At 64.4% G+C, this 16,971-nt stretch carries 16 protein-coding genes and 1 tRNA gene; 13 read left to right on the plus strand and 4 right to left on the minus strand.

Annotated elements, in window-relative coordinates; translation table 11 throughout:
- Positions 1 to 181: 181 nt before the first annotated feature.
- Together IVA81_RS11530 and IVA81_RS11535 are read right to left on the minus strand one after the other, a co-directional pair.
- Positions 182 to 271: transfer RNA gene (locus tag IVA81_RS11530), tRNA-Ser, on the minus strand.
- A 511-nt stretch (positions 272 to 782) separates the two neighbouring features.
- Positions 783 to 1,907, minus strand: coding sequence for an ROK family protein (locus tag IVA81_RS11535; protein WP_247316478.1), 1,125 nt, complete (start codon positions 1,905 to 1,907; stop codon positions 783 to 785).
- Between the two features lie 319 nt (positions 1,908 to 2,226).
- Here IVA81_RS11535 and rplU point away from each other — a divergent pair, with 319 nt between their 5' ends.
- The 3 genes from rplU (at position 2,227) to IVA81_RS11550 (ending at position 3,726) form a co-directional block, all read left to right on the plus strand.
- Positions 2,227 to 2,613 (plus strand): 50S ribosomal protein L21, encoded by a 387-nt coding sequence (rplU, locus tag IVA81_RS11540; protein ID WP_063198396.1) that lies wholly within the window; start codon positions 2,227 to 2,229, stop codon positions 2,611 to 2,613.
- A gap of 102 nt (positions 2,614 to 2,715) precedes the next feature.
- Entirely contained in the window at positions 2,716 to 2,985 is a 270-nt protein-coding gene (gene rpmA / locus IVA81_RS11545; protein ID WP_247316480.1) for a 50S ribosomal protein L27, read from the plus strand.
- A 147-nt stretch (positions 2,986 to 3,132) separates the two neighbouring features.
- Positions 3,133 to 3,726 (plus strand): GNAT family N-acetyltransferase, encoded by a 594-nt coding sequence (locus IVA81_RS11550; protein WP_247316490.1) that lies wholly within the window; start codon positions 3,133 to 3,135, stop codon positions 3,724 to 3,726.
- A 28-nt stretch (positions 3,727 to 3,754) separates the two neighbouring features.
- Here the strand turns inward: IVA81_RS11550 and IVA81_RS11555 are convergent, their stop codons facing one another.
- The gene (locus tag IVA81_RS11555) at positions 3,755 to 4,669 is read right to left on the minus strand and encodes a DMT family transporter (RefSeq protein WP_247316492.1); all 915 of its coding nucleotides are present in this window, start codon (positions 4,667 to 4,669) and stop codon (positions 3,755 to 3,757) included.
- A 292-nt stretch (positions 4,670 to 4,961) separates the two neighbouring features.
- Here IVA81_RS11555 and IVA81_RS11560 point away from each other — a divergent pair, with 292 nt between their 5' ends.
- From IVA81_RS11560 to IVA81_RS11570, 3 genes are all read left to right on the plus strand, one after another.
- Positions 4,962 to 5,441 carry a MaoC family dehydratase gene (locus tag IVA81_RS11560; protein ID WP_247316494.1) on the plus strand — a complete coding sequence of 160 codons (480 nt, stop codon included), beginning with the start codon at positions 4,962 to 4,964 and terminating at the stop codon, positions 5,439 to 5,441.
- Between the two features lie 103 nt (positions 5,442 to 5,544).
- The gene (gene obgE, locus IVA81_RS11565) at positions 5,545 to 6,585 is read left to right on the plus strand and encodes a GTPase ObgE (RefSeq protein WP_247316502.1); all 1,041 of its coding nucleotides are present in this window, start codon (positions 5,545 to 5,547) and stop codon (positions 6,583 to 6,585) included.
- A 98-nt stretch (positions 6,586 to 6,683) separates the two neighbouring features.
- The gene (locus tag IVA81_RS11570) at positions 6,684 to 8,318 is read left to right on the plus strand and encodes an alkaline phosphatase family protein (RefSeq protein WP_247316504.1); all 1,635 of its coding nucleotides are present in this window, start codon (positions 6,684 to 6,686) and stop codon (positions 8,316 to 8,318) included.
- 276 nt (positions 8,319 to 8,594) lie between these two features.
- On the opposite strand, the gene IVA81_RS11575 is transcribed toward IVA81_RS11570, so the two are convergent.
- Positions 8,595 to 9,572 (minus strand): Bug family tripartite tricarboxylate transporter substrate binding protein, encoded by a 978-nt coding sequence (locus tag IVA81_RS11575; protein ID WP_247316505.1) that lies wholly within the window; start codon positions 9,570 to 9,572, stop codon positions 8,595 to 8,597.
- A 190-nt stretch (positions 9,573 to 9,762) separates the two neighbouring features.
- Between IVA81_RS11575 and proB the strand changes: the two genes are divergently transcribed.
- The 7 genes from proB (at position 9,763) to IVA81_RS11610 (ending at position 16,936) form a co-directional block, all read left to right on the plus strand.
- Positions 9,763 to 10,884, plus strand: a complete 1,122-nt coding sequence (proB, locus tag IVA81_RS11580) for a glutamate 5-kinase (protein ID WP_247316507.1) — start codon at positions 9,763 to 9,765, stop codon at positions 10,882 to 10,884.
- 212 nt (positions 10,885 to 11,096) lie between these two features.
- Complete coding sequence (locus tag IVA81_RS11585; protein ID WP_247316510.1) at positions 11,097 to 12,392, plus strand: glutamate-5-semialdehyde dehydrogenase; 1,296 nt, start codon at positions 11,097 to 11,099, stop codon at positions 12,390 to 12,392.
- A gap of 20 nt (positions 12,393 to 12,412) precedes the next feature.
- Positions 12,413 to 13,057, plus strand: a complete 645-nt coding sequence (locus IVA81_RS11590) for a nicotinate-nucleotide adenylyltransferase (RefSeq protein WP_247316511.1) — start codon at positions 12,413 to 12,415, stop codon at positions 13,055 to 13,057.
- A gap of 214 nt (positions 13,058 to 13,271) precedes the next feature.
- Positions 13,272 to 13,628, plus strand: a complete 357-nt coding sequence (gene rsfS, locus IVA81_RS11595; RefSeq protein ID WP_027515020.1) for a ribosome silencing factor — start codon at positions 13,272 to 13,274, stop codon at positions 13,626 to 13,628.
- 112 nt (positions 13,629 to 13,740) lie between these two features.
- A complete protein-coding gene (gene rlmH, locus IVA81_RS11600; RefSeq protein WP_247316512.1) occupies positions 13,741 to 14,223 on the plus strand; it encodes a 23S rRNA (pseudouridine(1915)-N(3))-methyltransferase RlmH in 483 nt (160 codons plus the stop codon).
- 32 nt (positions 14,224 to 14,255) lie between these two features.
- Positions 14,256 to 15,581 carry a peptidoglycan DD-metalloendopeptidase family protein gene (locus IVA81_RS11605; protein ID WP_247316513.1) on the plus strand — a complete coding sequence of 442 codons (1,326 nt, stop codon included), beginning with the start codon at positions 14,256 to 14,258 and terminating at the stop codon, positions 15,579 to 15,581.
- Entirely contained in the window at positions 15,578 to 16,936 is a 1,359-nt protein-coding gene (locus IVA81_RS11610) for a S41 family peptidase (RefSeq protein WP_247316514.1), read from the plus strand. The genes IVA81_RS11605 and IVA81_RS11610 overlap by 4 nt, the downstream gene beginning before the upstream one ends.
- The last annotated feature ends 35 nt before the right edge of the window (positions 16,937 to 16,971 follow it).

Consider the following 16,971-nt stretch of genomic DNA (forward strand, 5'->3'; position numbering starts at 1 on the left):
AAACGGAATCTGTTGGGACGAATTCAAGACCAGGTAATGCTTTCAGCGAATAGAGGCTAGCCACGACGCTGGATCGCCCTACGCCCCTTCGGGCCTGATGAAGAGGTCTCTCATCCGGCGAGGAAGCCAGCGATGTTTGATCAAAGGACTGGTCGCGCAAGCAGTCCCAGCATCATCATTTTGGCGGAGAGGGAGGGATTCGAACCCCCGATAGGCTTGCACCTATGCCGCATTTCGAGTGCGGTGCATTCAACCACTCTGCCACCTCTCCTGAAGGCGCCAAGGCTAGGAGCTGCGGCCCCTGTGGTTGGGGGCGTTAATAGGCGAGGATGGCGGGCCAGACAAGGCGCGGGAGACGAAAATCAGACCCGTTTTCTGCCCCGGACACCACGATGTCGCGGGGGTGGTGGGGCCGATTGCAGATTTCGGCGGCACTTTGAGCCAATTCGGCCGGGCCCATTCGCTCATGGCGCGGCGCGCGGGCTGAGGCCGCGCAGGGATCGGCGAATCACGGGTCTGGTGGAGGAACGAGGGGTGGGACCGCCAGACGCGGTAAACACTGGCGGTCCCGTGCCGCTCATTGAAACTCTGGCCAGGAAGGGCGGCTTCGCAGGCCAGGCGAGGCGACGATTCGACCCTAGCGCGCGGGCGGCGGCTCGCAACGCAATCCGGTCCTTAACCTAACCAGTCAAGGTTACTCTGGAGCCCAACGGGGCTCCAGGTCCTTATTTGGACGCGTTTTCTTGACGCGAACCGGTATCCACTTCGCTCGAAAACGCTAACTAGTCCGCCTTGCCTTTTTTCTTCCCGTTCTCCGTGGAATCCCGGTCCTTGCCGTTGCCGTTTTCCTTGCGGCGGTTGGTGAAGCGCGCATTGCCAAGGCCAGTGCCGATGGTGAGCACGCCCCAGCGATCGAACTCCTGCATGAACGGCACTTCCGACAGACCCTGAACCACGCCGTCATTGTGCATCAGGACCGCGGTGTCGTGCTCGCCGATCTCGGGGATGGCCTCGATGAGGCTCACCGGCAGGTTGAACTTGCTGCTCTCCCAATTGCCCGGGAGATTCTGCGCGCCCTTCTCGATGGAGCCGTCCTTGTTGATCACGCCGGGACAGGCGATGCCGATGAAGGGTGCGAGCTTGAAGCCTTCGGCCTCGGCGTCCTCGATCAGGCCTGCGAGCATCTTGACCAGCCGCTTGACTGCGGCTTCGCGGCTCGGCTCGTCATCGGCGTGGCGCCACAGGTCGGATTTGAAGACGACCGCCTTGGACAGATCAGGCGCCTTCTTCCAACGGGTCTCGACGATGCCGCAGCGGATGTTGGTGCCGCCGATATCGACCGCGAGGATGCTGTCATAGGCCTCGAAAATCCAGGACGGTGCGAGGTGCAGGGCCCCGATCAGCCCGGCATCGTCGGGATCGAAGCGGATCGGCACCAGATCGACCTTGAAGCCTTCCGATTTCAGGATGATCTCGGCCCGGGCAATGGAAATCTCGCCGAGCCTGGAGGCCCGAAAGCCGCCGCCGACCACGATGCACTCGGTCTTGGCCCAGGCCTTGGTCTTGAGAAACCGCCGCGTGACGTAAGCCAGCTCCTGCGCGAAATCCTCGATCGCGCTGTGCACCACAGCCGTGGCTTCGGTATCGTCGCCGACCAGAACGGCATCGAGGACCTTCTTGCTGATCTTGTCGGACGGCTCGTCGCCAAAGGGATCCTCGCCGCTCTTGCGCAGCGGCTTGCGCCACTCCTCGAGGATCTCGCGAAACGCCCCCTTGCTGGCGCGATCGCCGAGAAAGCCGTCGTCGTCCTTGATCTCGATGTTGAAACTGTCGACGTCGACCGAGGGCAGGCGACCCGCCCCGTGCTGGGCGATGCCCGTCGTCTTCACCAATTCGTCTGTTGCCATGATAGCCCTTGCCCGCATGTCCGATTTGCGAGGACAACGGGGAGGGAACCTGTTGGTTGCAAACCGGCTGCAGATTCGGCCGATGCCTCGGAAGGCCGCCCAAATCCTTCAAATCCCGGCGGTTTTCCTTGACTCTTCGCGCCCGGCGGCTATAAGTCCCGCAACCGGCGCGGGGCGTTTCTCGCGCCGCTTGTTTTTGCGTGGGTTTTCAAAGGGATAACTCCCGCCCGCACAAAACTCGCATAAACCCATAGCGACTGGCAAAAAGCCGGCCCCGACAATCCGTCGCGAGGCCGGGATTGAACACGGAGAAAAAACGATGTTCGCAGTCATCAAAACCGGCGGCAAGCAATACCGCGTCGAGCCGGATGATGTTCTCGAAGTAGGCAAGATCGAAGGCGAAGTCGGCTCGATCATGCAGTTAAATGAAGTGCTGGTGGTCGGCGGCGACACGCCGGTGCTGGGCATTCCGACGGTCGCAGGCGCGTCCGTCGCGGTCGAGGTGCTCGACCACAAGCGCGGCCCCAAGGTCATCGCGTTCAAGAAGCGCCGCCGCAAGAATTCGCGCCGCAAGCGCGGCTATCGCGACGAGATCACGGTTCTGCGCATCAGCGAGATCCTGACCGACGGCGCCAAGCCCACCAAGGGCCCGCGTCCGAAGCGGGAGAAGGTGGCGAAGGAGCCGGCAGCGGAAGCCGCCGAATAAATAAAGTTGATCACGCCAATTCACGAATTGATGCGTGAGAAATTTTGAAATGATTCCGTCAAGGAATTGATCTAGAAATACGCAGGATTTCGGAGACGGGCCATGGCTCACAAAAAAGCAGGCGGTTCATCGCGTAACGGACGCGATTCCAAGGGTAAGCGCCTCGGTATCAAGGCGTTCGGCGGGGAAGTTGTGATTCCCGGCAACATCATTGCGCGTCAGCGCGGCACCACCTGGCATCCCGGCCTTAATGTCGGCATGGGCACGGATCACACTTTGTTCGCGAAGGTCGAGGGTCGCGTAACGTTCCAGGCCAAAGCCAACGGCCGCACCTTCGTATCGGTGCTCCCGATCGCAGAGGCTGCTGAATAGACGGTGGATCAAATTGGAATCCGCCGGTCCCACTGAACCGGCGGAGTCCAGATCATAGAGATCGAAGGCTCCAGGGGAGGCGGGAAACCGGCCTCCCCTTTTCTTTTGCTTGCTCACTTTGACTTAGTGACTTTCACGGAGCCGGACATGTTGCAGGATTTCTCGAGCGTGACCTTGCAGGAGGCGAGACCCAGCGTCGTCGCCACGGAGCGACTGACCTTGCGGCGGCCGACGCTTGCCGACGTCAGGACCATCGCCCGGCTCGCCAATGACCGCCGCATCGCCGAAAACACCCGCCGCCTGCCGCATCCCTATTCGCAGGACGACGCCGTCGAATTCGTCCGCGCCACCGCAGCGCTCGGCAGCGAGACCGTATTCCTGATCGAGCACGACACCGGACCGGTCGGCATGGTCGGCATCGACTGCTCAAAGCCCGGCGATGCCGAGCTCGGCTACTGGCTCGGCGTCGAGCATTGGGGCCAGGGCTTTGCCACCGAGGCCGCGCGCGGCGCGATCGACTTCTTCTTCGAGGAGTTCGAGGACGAGCATCTCTATGCCGGCGCGCGCGTCACCAACCCGGCCTCGCGCAAGGTGCTGGAGAAGTGCGGCTTCCAGTGGAGCGGCGTGCAGCTGCATCGCTTCCTCGCGCTGGGCTCGTCGACGCCGGTCGACTGCTTCCGCTTGTCGCGCGGGGTGTGGGCCTCGCTGAAGAGCTGGAGCAGCGCGAGACGGATGAGGTGACTTACCCTCCCCCAGGCGAGGGTGGGCATCACGCCGGCGGATTCACGTCGGCGCTCTCACGGCCGAGATCGCGCTCGCGCAAGTAAATATAGAACCCGGCGCCGATGATGATCGCGGCGCCGATCAGCGTCGCCATGGACGGCACGTCGCCGAACACGACGAAGCCGAAGATCACGGCCCAGACGATCATCGAATATTGGTAGGGCACCACGACGCTCGCCGGCGCGAGTTTCAGGGACCGGTTGACGCAGAACAACGCCGTTACCGAAACCAGCCCGGCGGTCACGAAGATCACGAGGCTGCCCGGGGTCGGCGGCACCCAATGGAACGCCGACAGCACCGCACCCAGCGAGAACGTGCCGACAAATTGCGAGGACGCCATCACGATGTCGGGCGTCTTGCGCAGGCTGCGTGTGATCAGCATCAACGTCGCGAAGGACAGGCTGCCGCCGAGCGCGATCAACGCCGGCAGGCTGACGGTCTGCGCCGACGGCCGCAGCGCGATCAAGACGCCGCAGAAGCCGATCAGGATCGCCGTCCAGCGCCGCCAGCCGACCTTCTCCCCCAGAAAGATCGCCGACATCGCGGTGACGAAGATGGGCCCGGCCAGATAGTAGGTGATGACGTCGGCGAGCGGCAGGTAAACGGTCGCAAGGAAGAAGGCGGCGACTTCCAGCGTCGAGAGCACGACGCGAAACAGCTGCAGGCGCGGCCGCTCCAGATGCAGGAACTGGTGACGCTGCTTCCAGATCAGCGGCGACAGCAGCAGCAGCGCCGCGCAGGCGCGCAGGAACAGCAGCTGTCCCACCGAATAGGTCCCGACCAGGAACTTGCCCATGGCGTCGCCGAACGAGAACATGAAGATCGACAGCACCATGAGTCCGATTCCGGCCAGGCGCGCGGAGCGATCGTCATAGGCGGAGAGAGATTTGAAGAAGGGCATTGATTGCACTGTCAGGGGTCGTCATTGCGAGCGACTTGTCCGCCGAAGCTCGAAGAGCGAAGGCGGAAGCGAAGCAATCCAGACTGCCTCCGCAGCGGCAGTCTGGATTGCTTCGTCGCTTCGCTCCTCGCAATGACGGGGAGAGAGCGTCAGGAATCGGCTGGTAGAGTCGCTTGCGGTCGTTTTAATGACGTGGCCGCGCCGGACAAGCCCACTCCGTCGAACTGAACGGATTGTCGCACTCTTCGCATCGCGGTAGCGATAGCAGCCGCACCGACAAAAGAGCTTTGACATGACCGATTTCGATCCGACCCAGCATCGCATGATCCCCACGCAACGCTGGTTTGAAGATTTCGTCGTCGGCGAACGCTTCGTGGTGCCGAGCCGGACCCAGACGTCGGCGATCTTCGCGGCGTTCCAGACCGCGAGCGGCGATACCCATCCCGTGCACTACGATTTGGAATATTGCCGCAGCCGCGGCATGCCGCATCTGCTCGCCCACGGCTTCCAGACCCTGATCCACACCGCGCCCGGCGCCGGCCTGTTTCCGTTCATGGTCGAGGAATCCCTGGTCGGCTTCCTCGAGCAATCGAGCCGGTTTCTCAAACCGGTCTTCGCCGACGACACCCTCTATCCCGCGCTCGAGGTCACCGAGCTGGTGCCGGGCCGCACCACCGGCGTGGTGACGCTGGGGAGTACCGTGTTCAACCAGCGCAAGGAGCTGGTGCTGGAGGGCACGCAGAAATTCCTGATCCGTCGGCGGCCCCTCTGAAGTCGTCCCGGGGTTAAGCAAGGGCCCAAATTCGCGAGAAATTCGGCCGATTTGCGGGTCCATCCGGGTTGCCGCGCGGGACCGGCTGGCCTACCTATGGCCCATGAAATTCCTCGACGAAGCAAAGGTCTATATCCGCTCCGGTGACGGCGGGAACGGCTGCGTGGCGTTCCGCCGCGAGAAGTTCATCGAATTCGGCGGTCCCTCCGGCGGCAATGGCGGCCGCGGCGGCAATGTCATCATCGAGGTCGCCGACGGCCTCAACACGCTGATCGATTACCGCTACCAGCAGCACTTCAAGGCCCAGAAGGGCGAGAACGGCTCGGGCTCGGACCGCCACGGCGCCAACGGCAAGAACATCGTGCTGAAGGTTCCCTTGGGCACGCAGATCTTCGACGAGGACCGCGAGACACTGATCCACGACTTCACCAATGTCGGCGAAAAGTTCGTGCTGGCCGAGGGCGGCAATGGCGGCTTCGGCAACGCGCATTTCAAAACCTCGACCAACCGCGCGCCGCGCAACGCCAATCCCGGCCAGGTGGGCGAAGAGCGCTGGATCTGGCTGCGGCTGAAGCTCATCGCGGATGCCGGTCTCGTCGGCATGCCAAATGCCGGCAAGTCGACCTTCCTGTCCAAGGTCAGCGCGGCGCGGCCGAAGATCGCCGACTATCCCTTCACCACGCTGCATCCGCAGCTTGGCGTCGTCAACGCCGACGGCCGCGAGTTCGTGCTCGCCGACATTCCCGGTCTGATCGAGGGCGCGCATGAAGGCACCGGTCTCGGCGATCGCTTCCTCGGCCATGTCGAGCGCTGCCGCGTGCTGCTGCATCTGATCGACGCAACCTGCGAGCATGCCGGCAAGGCCTACAAGACGGTGCGCAAGGAGCTCGACGCCTATGGCGGGCTCTTGACCGACAAGATCGAGATCGTCGCGCTGAACAAGATCGACGCGGTCGAGCCGGACGAATTGAAGAAGCAGAAGGACCGGCTGAAGCGTGCGGCCAAGAAGACCCCGCTGCTGCTGTCCGGCATCACCGGCGATGGCGTCAAGGAAGCCTTGCGCGCGCTCGTCGAGGTGATCGGCGAGGCCCCGGTGTCGGCCAAGGCCAAGAGCGCGGCCGAGGCGGAGCCTTGGTCGGCGTGAAGTAAGTACCGCTCCCTCCGCACCTCTCTCTACGGGAGAGGTTTTCTTCGCGCCATCGATAGCGCAATATCGGGCGACCGAAGTAAGGAGCGAGACGCATGGCGCGCGCGAAGAACGTTCTCTGGATCATGTGCGACCAGCTTCGCTATGATTATCTCGGCTGCACCGGCCATCCCACGCTGAAGACGCCGAACATCGACGCCATGGCCAAGCGCGGCGTGCTGTTCAGCAAGGCCTATGTGCAATCGCCAATCTGCGGGCCGTCGCGGATGTCGTTCTACACGGGACGCTACATGCGCTCGCACGGCTCGCACTGGAACGGCTGGCCGCTGCGCGTCGGCGAACCCACGCTCGGCGACCACCTGGGCAAGATCGGCGTGCGCAACGTGCTGGTCGGCAAGACCCACATGGCGCCCGACCTCGAAGGCATGAAGGCGCTCGGCATCCCACCGGAATCGACGATCGGCGTGCATGTCGCCGAATGCGGCTTCGAGCCTTATGAACGCGACGACGGCCTGCACCCGACCGGACGGCCGCGGCCGAAATACGACGAATATCTGCGCCGGCAGGGTTTCGAGGCCACCAATCCCTGGGAGCACTGGGCCAATTCAGGCGCGGCGGACGACGGCTCCTTGCAGAACGGCTGGCTGTTGGTGCACGCCGACAAGGCCGCGCGCGTGCCGGACGAGCATTCCGAGACGCCCTACATGACGCGGCGCGCGATGGATTTCATCGGCGAGGCCGAGATCGTGGGCAAGCCGTGGTGCCTGCATCTGTCCTACATCAAGCCGCACTGGCCCTATATCGCGCCCGAGCCCTACGCCAGCATGTATTCGACCGACGACATGATCCCGGTGATACGCTCCGAGCGCGAACGGCAGAATCCGCATCCGGTGTTCGGCGCCTACATGGACATGCGCTACTCCCGCAACATGGCCCGCGATGAGGCCCGCGAGAAGGTGATCCCGGCCTATATGGGCCTGATCACCCAGATCGACGACCAGATGGGCGTGCTGATGAAATTTTTGGAGGCGCGCGGCCTGCTGGAAACGACGATGATCGTGTTCACCTCCGATCACGGCGACTATCTCGGCGATCACTGGATGGGCGAGAAGGATTTGTTTCACGAGCAGTCGGCGAAGATTCCGCTGATCATCATCGATCCGTCGCAAGAGGCCGACGCCACGCGCGGCACGCGCAGCGATGCGCTGGTCGAGGCCATCGATCTCGCGCCGACCTTCGTCGACTATTTCGGCGGCAAGGTGCCGGGCCACATTCTCGAAGGACGCTCGCTGCTGCCGCTGCTGCGCGGCTCCACACCGCCGGATTGGCGCAAGGTCGCGTTCTCCGAATATGACTATGCCATGCAGGATGTGCGGCTGAAGCTGAACCAGCCGATCGCGCGCTGCCGCCTGTTCATGGTGTTCGACGGCCGCTGGAAATACATCCATGCCTCCGGCTTCCGCCCGATGCTGTACGACCTCGAAACCGATCCGGATGAATATTTGGATCGTGGCGACGATCCTGAATGTGCAGGGATCATCGCGCGGTTGCAGGCCGAGCTGTTCGACTGGGCGCTGCATCCGAACGACCACATCACGACCCCGCGCGAGAAGATCGCGGCCTATGCGGATAACCAGCTGCAGGTGAAGGGCGGCGTTCTGATCGGCATCTGGGACGAGGCCGAGCTTGCTGCGATCAAGGATGGCATCGCGCAGCGCGCGAAGCTCTAAACCCTCATGGTGAGGAGGCGCGTAAGCGCCGTCTAGCGGACGATGCTTGGCATCGCCGCGAGAACCATGCAGGCCAGCTACAGCAGCGGGGCCTCGATCCTTCGAGACGCCGCTTCGCGGCTCCTCAGGATGAGGAGATAGAGGGCGCGAAGCTCTCTCAGCTCGTCATGCCCGGGCTTGACCCCGGCATCCACGTCTTGCGCCAAACGCTGAGGCACGTGGATGGCCGGGTCAGGCCCGGCCATGACGGCGGGGTGTGGAGTGCGAGCCGCGCCCTCAATTCTCGATCTTGTATCCCGTCGCTTTCACGATCGGCTGCCACAACGCGATGTTCGCGGCGAGCTCCTTGGTCAATCCATCCGGTGTCGACCCGACCGGAATGAGACCGATCGCCGTCAGCTTCTCCTTCACCTCGGGCTTGGCGAGCGCGGCGCTCGCGGCCGCGCCGAGCTTGCTCGCAAACTCCGGCGGGCTGCCGGCCGGAAGCCACATGCCGTACCAGGCGTCCGCGACGAGATCGATGCCGCTCTCCTTCAGCGTCGGGACCTCAGACGCGAACGGCGAACGCTCCGCGCTCGACACCGCGATGATCTTCACGCCCTTGGCGCGGTGCTGCGGCAGCGCGTCGGCCAGTGTGGTGATCCCAAAAGAGATGTGACCGCCGACGAGATCGTTGAGGATCGGCGCGCTGCCGCGATAGGGCACGCGGGTCAGGGGGATGCCGAGGTCCTTCTCGAGCTTGGAGCCCATGAAATGCGGAATGGTGCCGTTGCTCGGCACGCCGAATGACGTCTTGTCCGGATGCGCCTTGAGCCACGTCACAAAGCTCTTGAAATCGGTGGCCTCGACCGCCGCGTTGATCACCAGCGCGAATTCAAACCGCGCCAGCAGCGATACCGGCATGAAATCCTTGGCCGTGTCGAAGCTCGGTGTCGTCTCCACCATCGGCAGCAGGTACATGGTCGGGCCTGTCGTCACCAGCACCATGCTGCCGTCTGCGCTTGCGCCCTTCACCGCCTTGATGCCGATCAGGCCGTCGCCGCCGGTGCGGTTCTCGACCACGATGGTCCGCTGCAGCGCCGGCGCCATCTCCTGCGCGATCAGCCGGCACAGCGTGTCGCCGCCCGCCCCCGCCGCGAACGGGAAGATCATCTTGCTCAGTCCCGCCTGCGCTTGCGCTTCGCCCGCCTGCGAGAGCAGCGGCAGCCCAAGATATCCCCCAAGGCATCCGGCCATGAATTTGCGGCGATCCATTCGTTTCCTCTTTCGGCCCATTATCGTTGGCCGCAATTAGAGCCAGGCGAACGCCCGACACAAGGCCGAGATACGCCGTTTACCATGCCGGCTGCCTTGCGCCGGTCACCGTCCTGCTGCAAAAGCAGGGCTCATCGGCGCCGCCTGTCGCTCCGCCGTTTTCCGCATACAGCGCCACACACACATACACATGGCCAGCCCCGAACTCAGTCAATTCCGCCGCATCGTCGTCAAGGTCGGCTCCGCGCTACTGGTCGATTCCGACAGGGGCGAGGTGCGGGCGTCCTGGCTCGCCGCGCTCGCCGACGACATGGCCAAGCTGCACCGCGAGGGCCGCGACGTGCTGGTCGTCTCCTCCGGTTCGATCGCACTCGGCCGCAGCCGGCTCAAATTGCCGCGCGGTCCGCTGAAGCTGGAGGAGAGCCAGGCCGCCGCCGCCGTCGGCCAGATCGCGCTCGCGCGGATCTGGTCGGAGGTGCTGGGCGCGCACGGCATCGGCGCCGGCCAGATCCTGGTGACACTGCAGGACACCGAGGAGCGCCGCCGCTATCTCAACGCGCGCTCCACCATCGGCAAGCTGCTGGAATGGCGCGCCATCCCCGTGATCAACGAGAACGACACGGTGGCGACCAACGAGATCCGCTACGGCGACAACGACCGCCTCGCCGCGCGGGTCGCCACCATGGCGAGCGCCGACCTCCTGGTGCTGCTGTCCGACATCGACGGGCTCTACGACGCCCCGCCTAAGAACAACCCGAACGCGAAGCTCATTCCGGTGGTCGAGAGCATCTCCTCGGAGATCGAGGCCGTGGCGGGTGACGCCGAGTCCGAGCTGTCGCGCGGCGGCATGCGCACCAAGGTCGAGGCGGCCAAGATCGCCACAACCGGCGGCACGCATATGCTGATCGCTTCCGGCAAGATCGAGCATCCCCTGCAGGCGATCGCCGATGGCGGCCGCTGCACCTGGTTCCTGACGCCGGCCAACCCCATCACCTCGCGAAAGCGCTGGATCGCAGGCACGCTGGAGCCGAAGGGCACGCTGACGATCGATGCCGGCGCCGTGACGGCGCTGCGCGCCGGCGCCAGCCTGCTGCCGGCCGGCGTGATCAAGGTCGAGGGCCAGTTCGCCCGCGGCGATGCCGTGATCGTGCGCGGCCCTGATGGCAGCGAGGTCGGCCGCGGCCTGATCGCCTATGACGCCGAGGTCGCCGAACGGATCAAGGGCCGCTCATCCCCGGACGTGATGGCCATCCTCGGCATCAGTGGGAGGTCGGAGATGATCCACCGCGATGATCTGGTGGTGGGGGGGTAAGGCCTTGTCGCATGCCCGGGCTTGTCCCGGGCATCCACGTTCTTGCGGGAGAGAGAAGGCGTGGATGGCCGGGTCAAGCCCGGCCATGACGCCGGAGATAGGCCAGCGGCTTAGCTGACACAGCATCGGGAGATCAGCCATACTCTCCCGAGCCTTCGCAAAAGCGGGATTTCCGTGCTAGGACACCGCCTTAGCAGAAGGTTGAAACTCCCATGGCCGCCCCCCTCAAAGCCGTCGACGGCAACGCCGATCTTCAGGCCCTGATGTCCGAACTCGGGACCCGTGCCCGCGCTGCCGCGCGCGTGCTGGCGCTGGCGCCGCCGGAGCAAAAGAACCGGGCGCTCGAGGCCATGGAGCGGGCGATCCGCGGCAACGCCGCGGCGATCCTCGCCGCCAATGCCGAGGACGTCGCTGAGGCCCGCGCCTCCGGCAACGCCACCTCCTCCTTCATCGACCGCCTGACCCTGACCCCGGCGCGGGTCGAGGCGATGGCCGAAGGCATCGGCATCGTGCGCGGCATTGCCGACCCGATCGGCATCGTCACCGAGAGCTGGCAGCGGCCGAACGGCATGTCCATCGAGCGCGTGCGCGTGCCGCTCGGCGTCGTCGGCGTGATCTTCGAGAGCCGGCCCAACGTCGCGGCGGACGCCGGCGTGCTGTGCCTGAAATCCGGCAATGCCGTGATCCTGCGCGGCGGCTCCGACAGTTTCCGGTCGTGCCGCGCGATCCATGAATGCCTGGTGCAGGGCCTGCGCGAAGCGGGCCTGCCTGAAGCTGCGATCACGCTGGTACCGACGCGCGACCGCGCGGCGGTCGGCATGATGCTGTCGGGATTGAACGGCGCCGTCGACGTGATCGTTCCCCGGGGCGGTAAGAGCCTCGTCGCACGTGTCGAGCAGGAAGCCCGCGTGCCTGTATTTGCGCATCTCGAAGGCGTCAATCACGTCTATGTCGATGCCAGCGCCGACCTTGCCATGGCGAAGTCGATCGTGCTCAACGCTAAAATGCGCCGCACCGGCGTCTGCGGCGCGGCCGAGACGCTGCTGGTCGATCGCGCTGCTGCCGGCAAAAATCTGAAGCCGCTGGTCGAGATGCTGATCGAAGCCGGCTGCGAGGTGCGCGGTGATGAAACAGTGCAAGGGGCGGATGCGCGCGTAAAACCTGCGAGCGAAGATGATTGGGACACCGAATATCTCGACGCGATCATCGCGGCGAAGGTGGTGGACGGCGTCGACGGCGCGATCGCGCACATCCAGAACCACGGTTCGCATCACACCGATGCGATCGTGAGCGCGGATGAGGCGGCTGCGAACAAATTCCTGAGCGAGGTCGATTCCGCGATCGTGCTGCACAACGCCTCGACGCAGTTCGCCGATGGCGGCGAGTTCGGCTTCGGCGCCGAGATCGGCATCGCCACCGGACGCTTCCATGCCCGCGGCCCCGTCGGCGCCGAGCAACTGACGAGCTTCAAATATCGCGTTCGCGGCACTGGGCAGACGCGGCCGTAAGTAACGTCGCGGGGCGGGCATTGAGCAACAATTTCGTCGTGCCGCGTTTTGTGGCGGAAGCGGTCCCGCCTCACACGGAGGGCATGCGCATCGGCCTGCTCGGCGGCTCGTTCAATCCGCCGCATCAGGCCCATCGCGCCATCAGCCAGTTCGCGCTGAAGCGATTGCAACTCGATCGCGTCTGGTGGCTGGTGACGCCAGGCAATCCGCTGAAGGAGAACGGCGCGCTGCATGAGCTCGGCGCGCGCATGCAGGCGGCGCGCGAGGTCGCTGATGATCCGCGCATCGAGGTCAGCTGTCTCGAATCCGTCATTCGTACCCGCTATACTATCGACACGATCAACATCTTGCGCCGCCGCTTCCCTGGCTTGCGCTTTGTCTGGATCATGGGCGCCGACAACCTCGCTCAATTCCACCGTTGGCAGGACTGGCGGCGCATCGCCGCCCAGGTGCCGATGGCCATCATCGATCGCCCGCCGCAGAGTTTTCGCGCCCTCGCCTCCCCCGCAGGACAGGCATTATCGCGCTACCGCCTTTCCCAGGAAAAGGCGGCACTGCTGGCGGACCGGAGGCCGCCGGCTTGGGTGTTTTTGACCGGATTGAAGCTGAATCTCTCCTCGACGGGCCTGCGGAACCCGGACGGGAGCTGGAAAGGTACGAAGTGAGTCAGAGTATGCCGACGTGATGTGGACTTCGGGCTCTCTGGCATATTGAAACCCTTAACCCCACATGATGTAGTGTAGCCAGTGGGCGCCGGATTCGGCGTTCGCGATACAGTGAAAGGAATGGTCCCTGACCACATCTGTATTGTCCAAGACAGAGTCTGTTTTACCCAAGGTTGCCAAGCCGGCGCGTAAAACATCGACCAAAGCTGCGGCCTTGAAGGCGCAACCCGACGCCGACAAGACGCTGAGCCTGATCCTCTCCCGCCTCGACGACATGAAGGCGGAAGAGACGGTCACCATCGACCTTCGCGGCAAATCGGCGTACTCCGACTACATGATCGTCACCACCGGCCGGGTGAACCGGCACGTCGGCGCGATCGCGGAAAACGTCGCCAAAGGCCTCAAGGAAAACGGCATCAAGAACATCCACGTCGAGGGCTTGCCCAATTGCGACTGGGTGTTGATCGATTCCGGCGACGTGATCGTGCACGTGTTCCGACCCGAAGTCCGCGAGTTCTACAATCTCGAGCGATTGTACACGCAGGGCCCAGGGGCGGCGAAGGCGATCTAGGCTCATCGGGCCGATTTCGAATCGGCTGACGCGCATGCTAGCGTCGTGCGCGCGCTTATTGCGCGCGGTCTTGAAAACGCGACCCTGAAGATATCAGACCCCTGAAGATATCATGCGTGTTGCTGTCATTGCGGTGGGCCGGCTGAAGCAGGGCCCCGAACGGGAGCTTGCCGACCGCTATTTCGAGCGGTTCGATGAGGCCGGCCGCAAGCTTGGATTCCGCGAGCTCCTGGTCCACGAAATCCCCGAAAGCCGCGCGCGGGACACCGCGACGCGGATGAGCGAGGAGGCCGCGGCGATCTCCGTCCATATTCCGGAAAAATCGATCCTGGTGGCGCTGGACGAGCGCGGCCAGAATCTCGAGTCCAGCGTATTCGCACGGCATCTGTCGCGCTGGCGGGACGAAGGCGCCGGACATACTATCTTCGTGATCGGAGGGGCGGACGGACTTTCGCCCGAATTGCGCCGTAAGGCGAAGCTCGCGATCGCGTTCGGCTCTGCGACCTGGCCGCACCAAATGGTCCGCGTCATGCTTCTGGAACAGCTTTACCGGGCCGCCACCATTCTGGCCGGCCACCCCTATCACCGCGCGTGATGCGCGCCATAACGAGCACCTTTGCCGACACGATGCGAGCGCCGCTCCTCAACCTGTTGCTGATCACAAGCGTTGCCGGCGCAAGCCTCGCGCAAGCTCAGACGGCAACGCCGGCGCCGCAGACCGCAGCCGTCTCGCCCGATGCCATCAAGCAGCGCGAGCAGGAGCTGGAAGCCGCCCGCGCCAGGCAGAAGAGCGCGGAGGAAGCACAGGCCAAGCTCAAGGCCGAGATCACCGCGCTCGGCCAGGACCGCACCCAGCTCAACCAGCAGCTGATCGACACCGCCGCCAATGTGCGCAGCGTGGAGACCAAGATCGACGAGACCGAAGCACGGCTGCGCGCGCTGAACGGACGCGAGCAGGCGATGCGCACCTCGCTGGATTCGCGCCGCGCCGACATCGTCGAGGTGCTGGCGGCGTTGCAGCGGGCCGGGCGGCGCACACCGCCGGCGCTGCTGGTGCGGCCCGAAGATGCGCTGCAATCGCTGCGCACGGCGATGTTGCTCGGCGCCGTGGTGCCGGAATTGCGCGGCCGCGCCGAAAAGATCGCAAGCGAGCTCGGCGAGCTCGTCGCCTTGCGCAAGTCCATCGCCACCGAGCGCGACCAGCTCGCCTCGGACCGCGACCGGGTCCGCAACGACCAGACCCGGCTCACCGCCCTCGTCGACGAACGGCAGCGCCAGCAGGCGGGGCGCGAAAAGGATCTCGACGCCGAGAACTCGCGCGCGATCATACTGTCAAAGCAGGTCGGGGATCTCCAGGGGCTGATCACCAAGATGGAGCAGGACCTGCAAAGCGCCGCCAAGGCAGCCGAGAAGGCCGCCGAGGCCGCAAAGCTGGCCGAAGCCAAGGCGGCAGCCAGCGCCAAATCCGGCCCGGGCGCATTCAAGGACCGGTCCCGGACCACCCCCGCGATTGCCTTTGCCTCGGCCAGGGGCCTCCTGCCTCTTCCAGTTAACGGTAACAAGATCAGGGATTTTGGCGGTTCCGACGGGGCCGGCGGGGTCCAGAAGGGTATTTCGCTGGCGACCAAGCCCGGCTCCCAGGTCACAACGCCGTGTGACGGCTGGGTGGTCTATTCCGGCCCGTTCCGCAGCTATGGACAACTCTTGATCCTCAATGCCGGGGGCGGGTATCATGTCCTGATCGCCGGGATGGAGCGCATTTCGGTCAACATCGGACAGTTTGTGCTCACGGGGGAGCCGGTCGCGACCATGGGGTCGACCTCTCAGGTCGCTTCCATTCTCGCGACGAACGCGAGTCAACCTGTGCTGTATGTCGAGTTCCGTAAGGACGGCACTCCAATCGATCCAGGCCCATGGTGGGCCGCAAATGAAGGCGAGAAGGTTCGCGGATGATGCGCAAGACTTCAGTAATCCTCCTCAGCGCAGCCACCGGTGCGGCGCTGACGCTGTTCGTGACACAGCCGCGCGCGGTGTTCATGGGTTCGAGCGCGCGAGCTGCCACCGCGGACACCTATCGCCAGCTCAATCTGTTCGGCGACGTCTTCGAGCGCGTGCGCTCCGACTATGTCGAGAAGCCCGACGACACCAAGCTGATCGAATCCGCCATCAGCGGCATGCTTACCGGCCTCGATCCGCATTCGAGCTACATGGACGCCAAGAGCTTCCGCGACATGCAGGTGCAGACCCGCGGTGAATTCGGCGGCCTCGGCATCGAGGTCACGATGGAAGACGGCCTCATCAAGGTGGTCTCGCCGATCGACGACACGCCGGCCTCGCGCGCCGGTGTCATGGCCAACGACATCATCACCAATCTCGACGACGAGGCGGTGCAGGGCCTGACCCTGAATCAGGCGGTCGAGAAGATGCGCGGCCCGGTCAACACCAAGATCAAGCTCAAGATCATCCGCAAGGGCCAGGACAATCCGATCGACGTCACCCTGGTGCGCGACAACATCCGCGTCCGCTCGGTGCGCGCGCGTGTCGAACAGGACGACATCGGCTATATCCGCATCACCACGTTCAACGAGCAGACCACCGAAGGCCTGAAGCGCGAGATCGCCAACCTCTCGAATCAGATCGGCGACAAGCTCAAGGGCTACGTCATCGACCTCCGCAACAATCCGGGCGGCCTGCTCGAGGAAGCGGTCACTGTCTCCGACTCGTTCCTGGAGAAGGGCGAGATCGTGTCGACCCGCGGCCGCAACGCCGAGGAGACCCAGCGCCGTACCGCGCATTCGGGCGACCTCACCAAGGGCAAGCCGGTCATCGTGCTGGTCAATGGCGGCTCGGCTTCGGCGTCGGAAATCGTCGCCGGCGCGCTGCAGGACCACAAGCGCGCAACCATCGTCGGCACCCGCTCGTTCGGCAAGGGCTCGGTGCAGACCATCATCCCGCTCGGAAGCGGCAACGGCGCGCTGCGTCTGACCACCGCGCGCTACTACACGCCGTCGGGCAAGTCGATCCAGGCCAAGGGCATCGTGCCCGACATCGAAGTGCTGCAGGACGTACCGGACGAGCTGAAGTCGCGCACCGACACCAAGGGCGAAGCTTCGCTGCGCGGCCATCTCAAGAACGACGGCGACGAGAAGACCGGCTCGCAGTCCTACGTCCCGCCGGACGCCAAGGACGACAAGGCGCTCAAGCTCGCCGACGATTTGCTCCACGGCATCAAGAACAGCGCCTCGGCGGCGCCCACCCCTGGCGGCGACAACAAGGCCACGGCCGACAAGCCCAAAGCGGCGAATTAGGTCCTCGCATCGTAAGATCTGACGAGAAGGGCGGC

The sequence above is a fragment of the Bradyrhizobium sp. 141 genome, from assembly GCF_023074055.1.
In the GTDB taxonomy this organism is placed as follows: Bacteria; Pseudomonadota; Alphaproteobacteria; order Rhizobiales; family Xanthobacteraceae; genus Bradyrhizobium.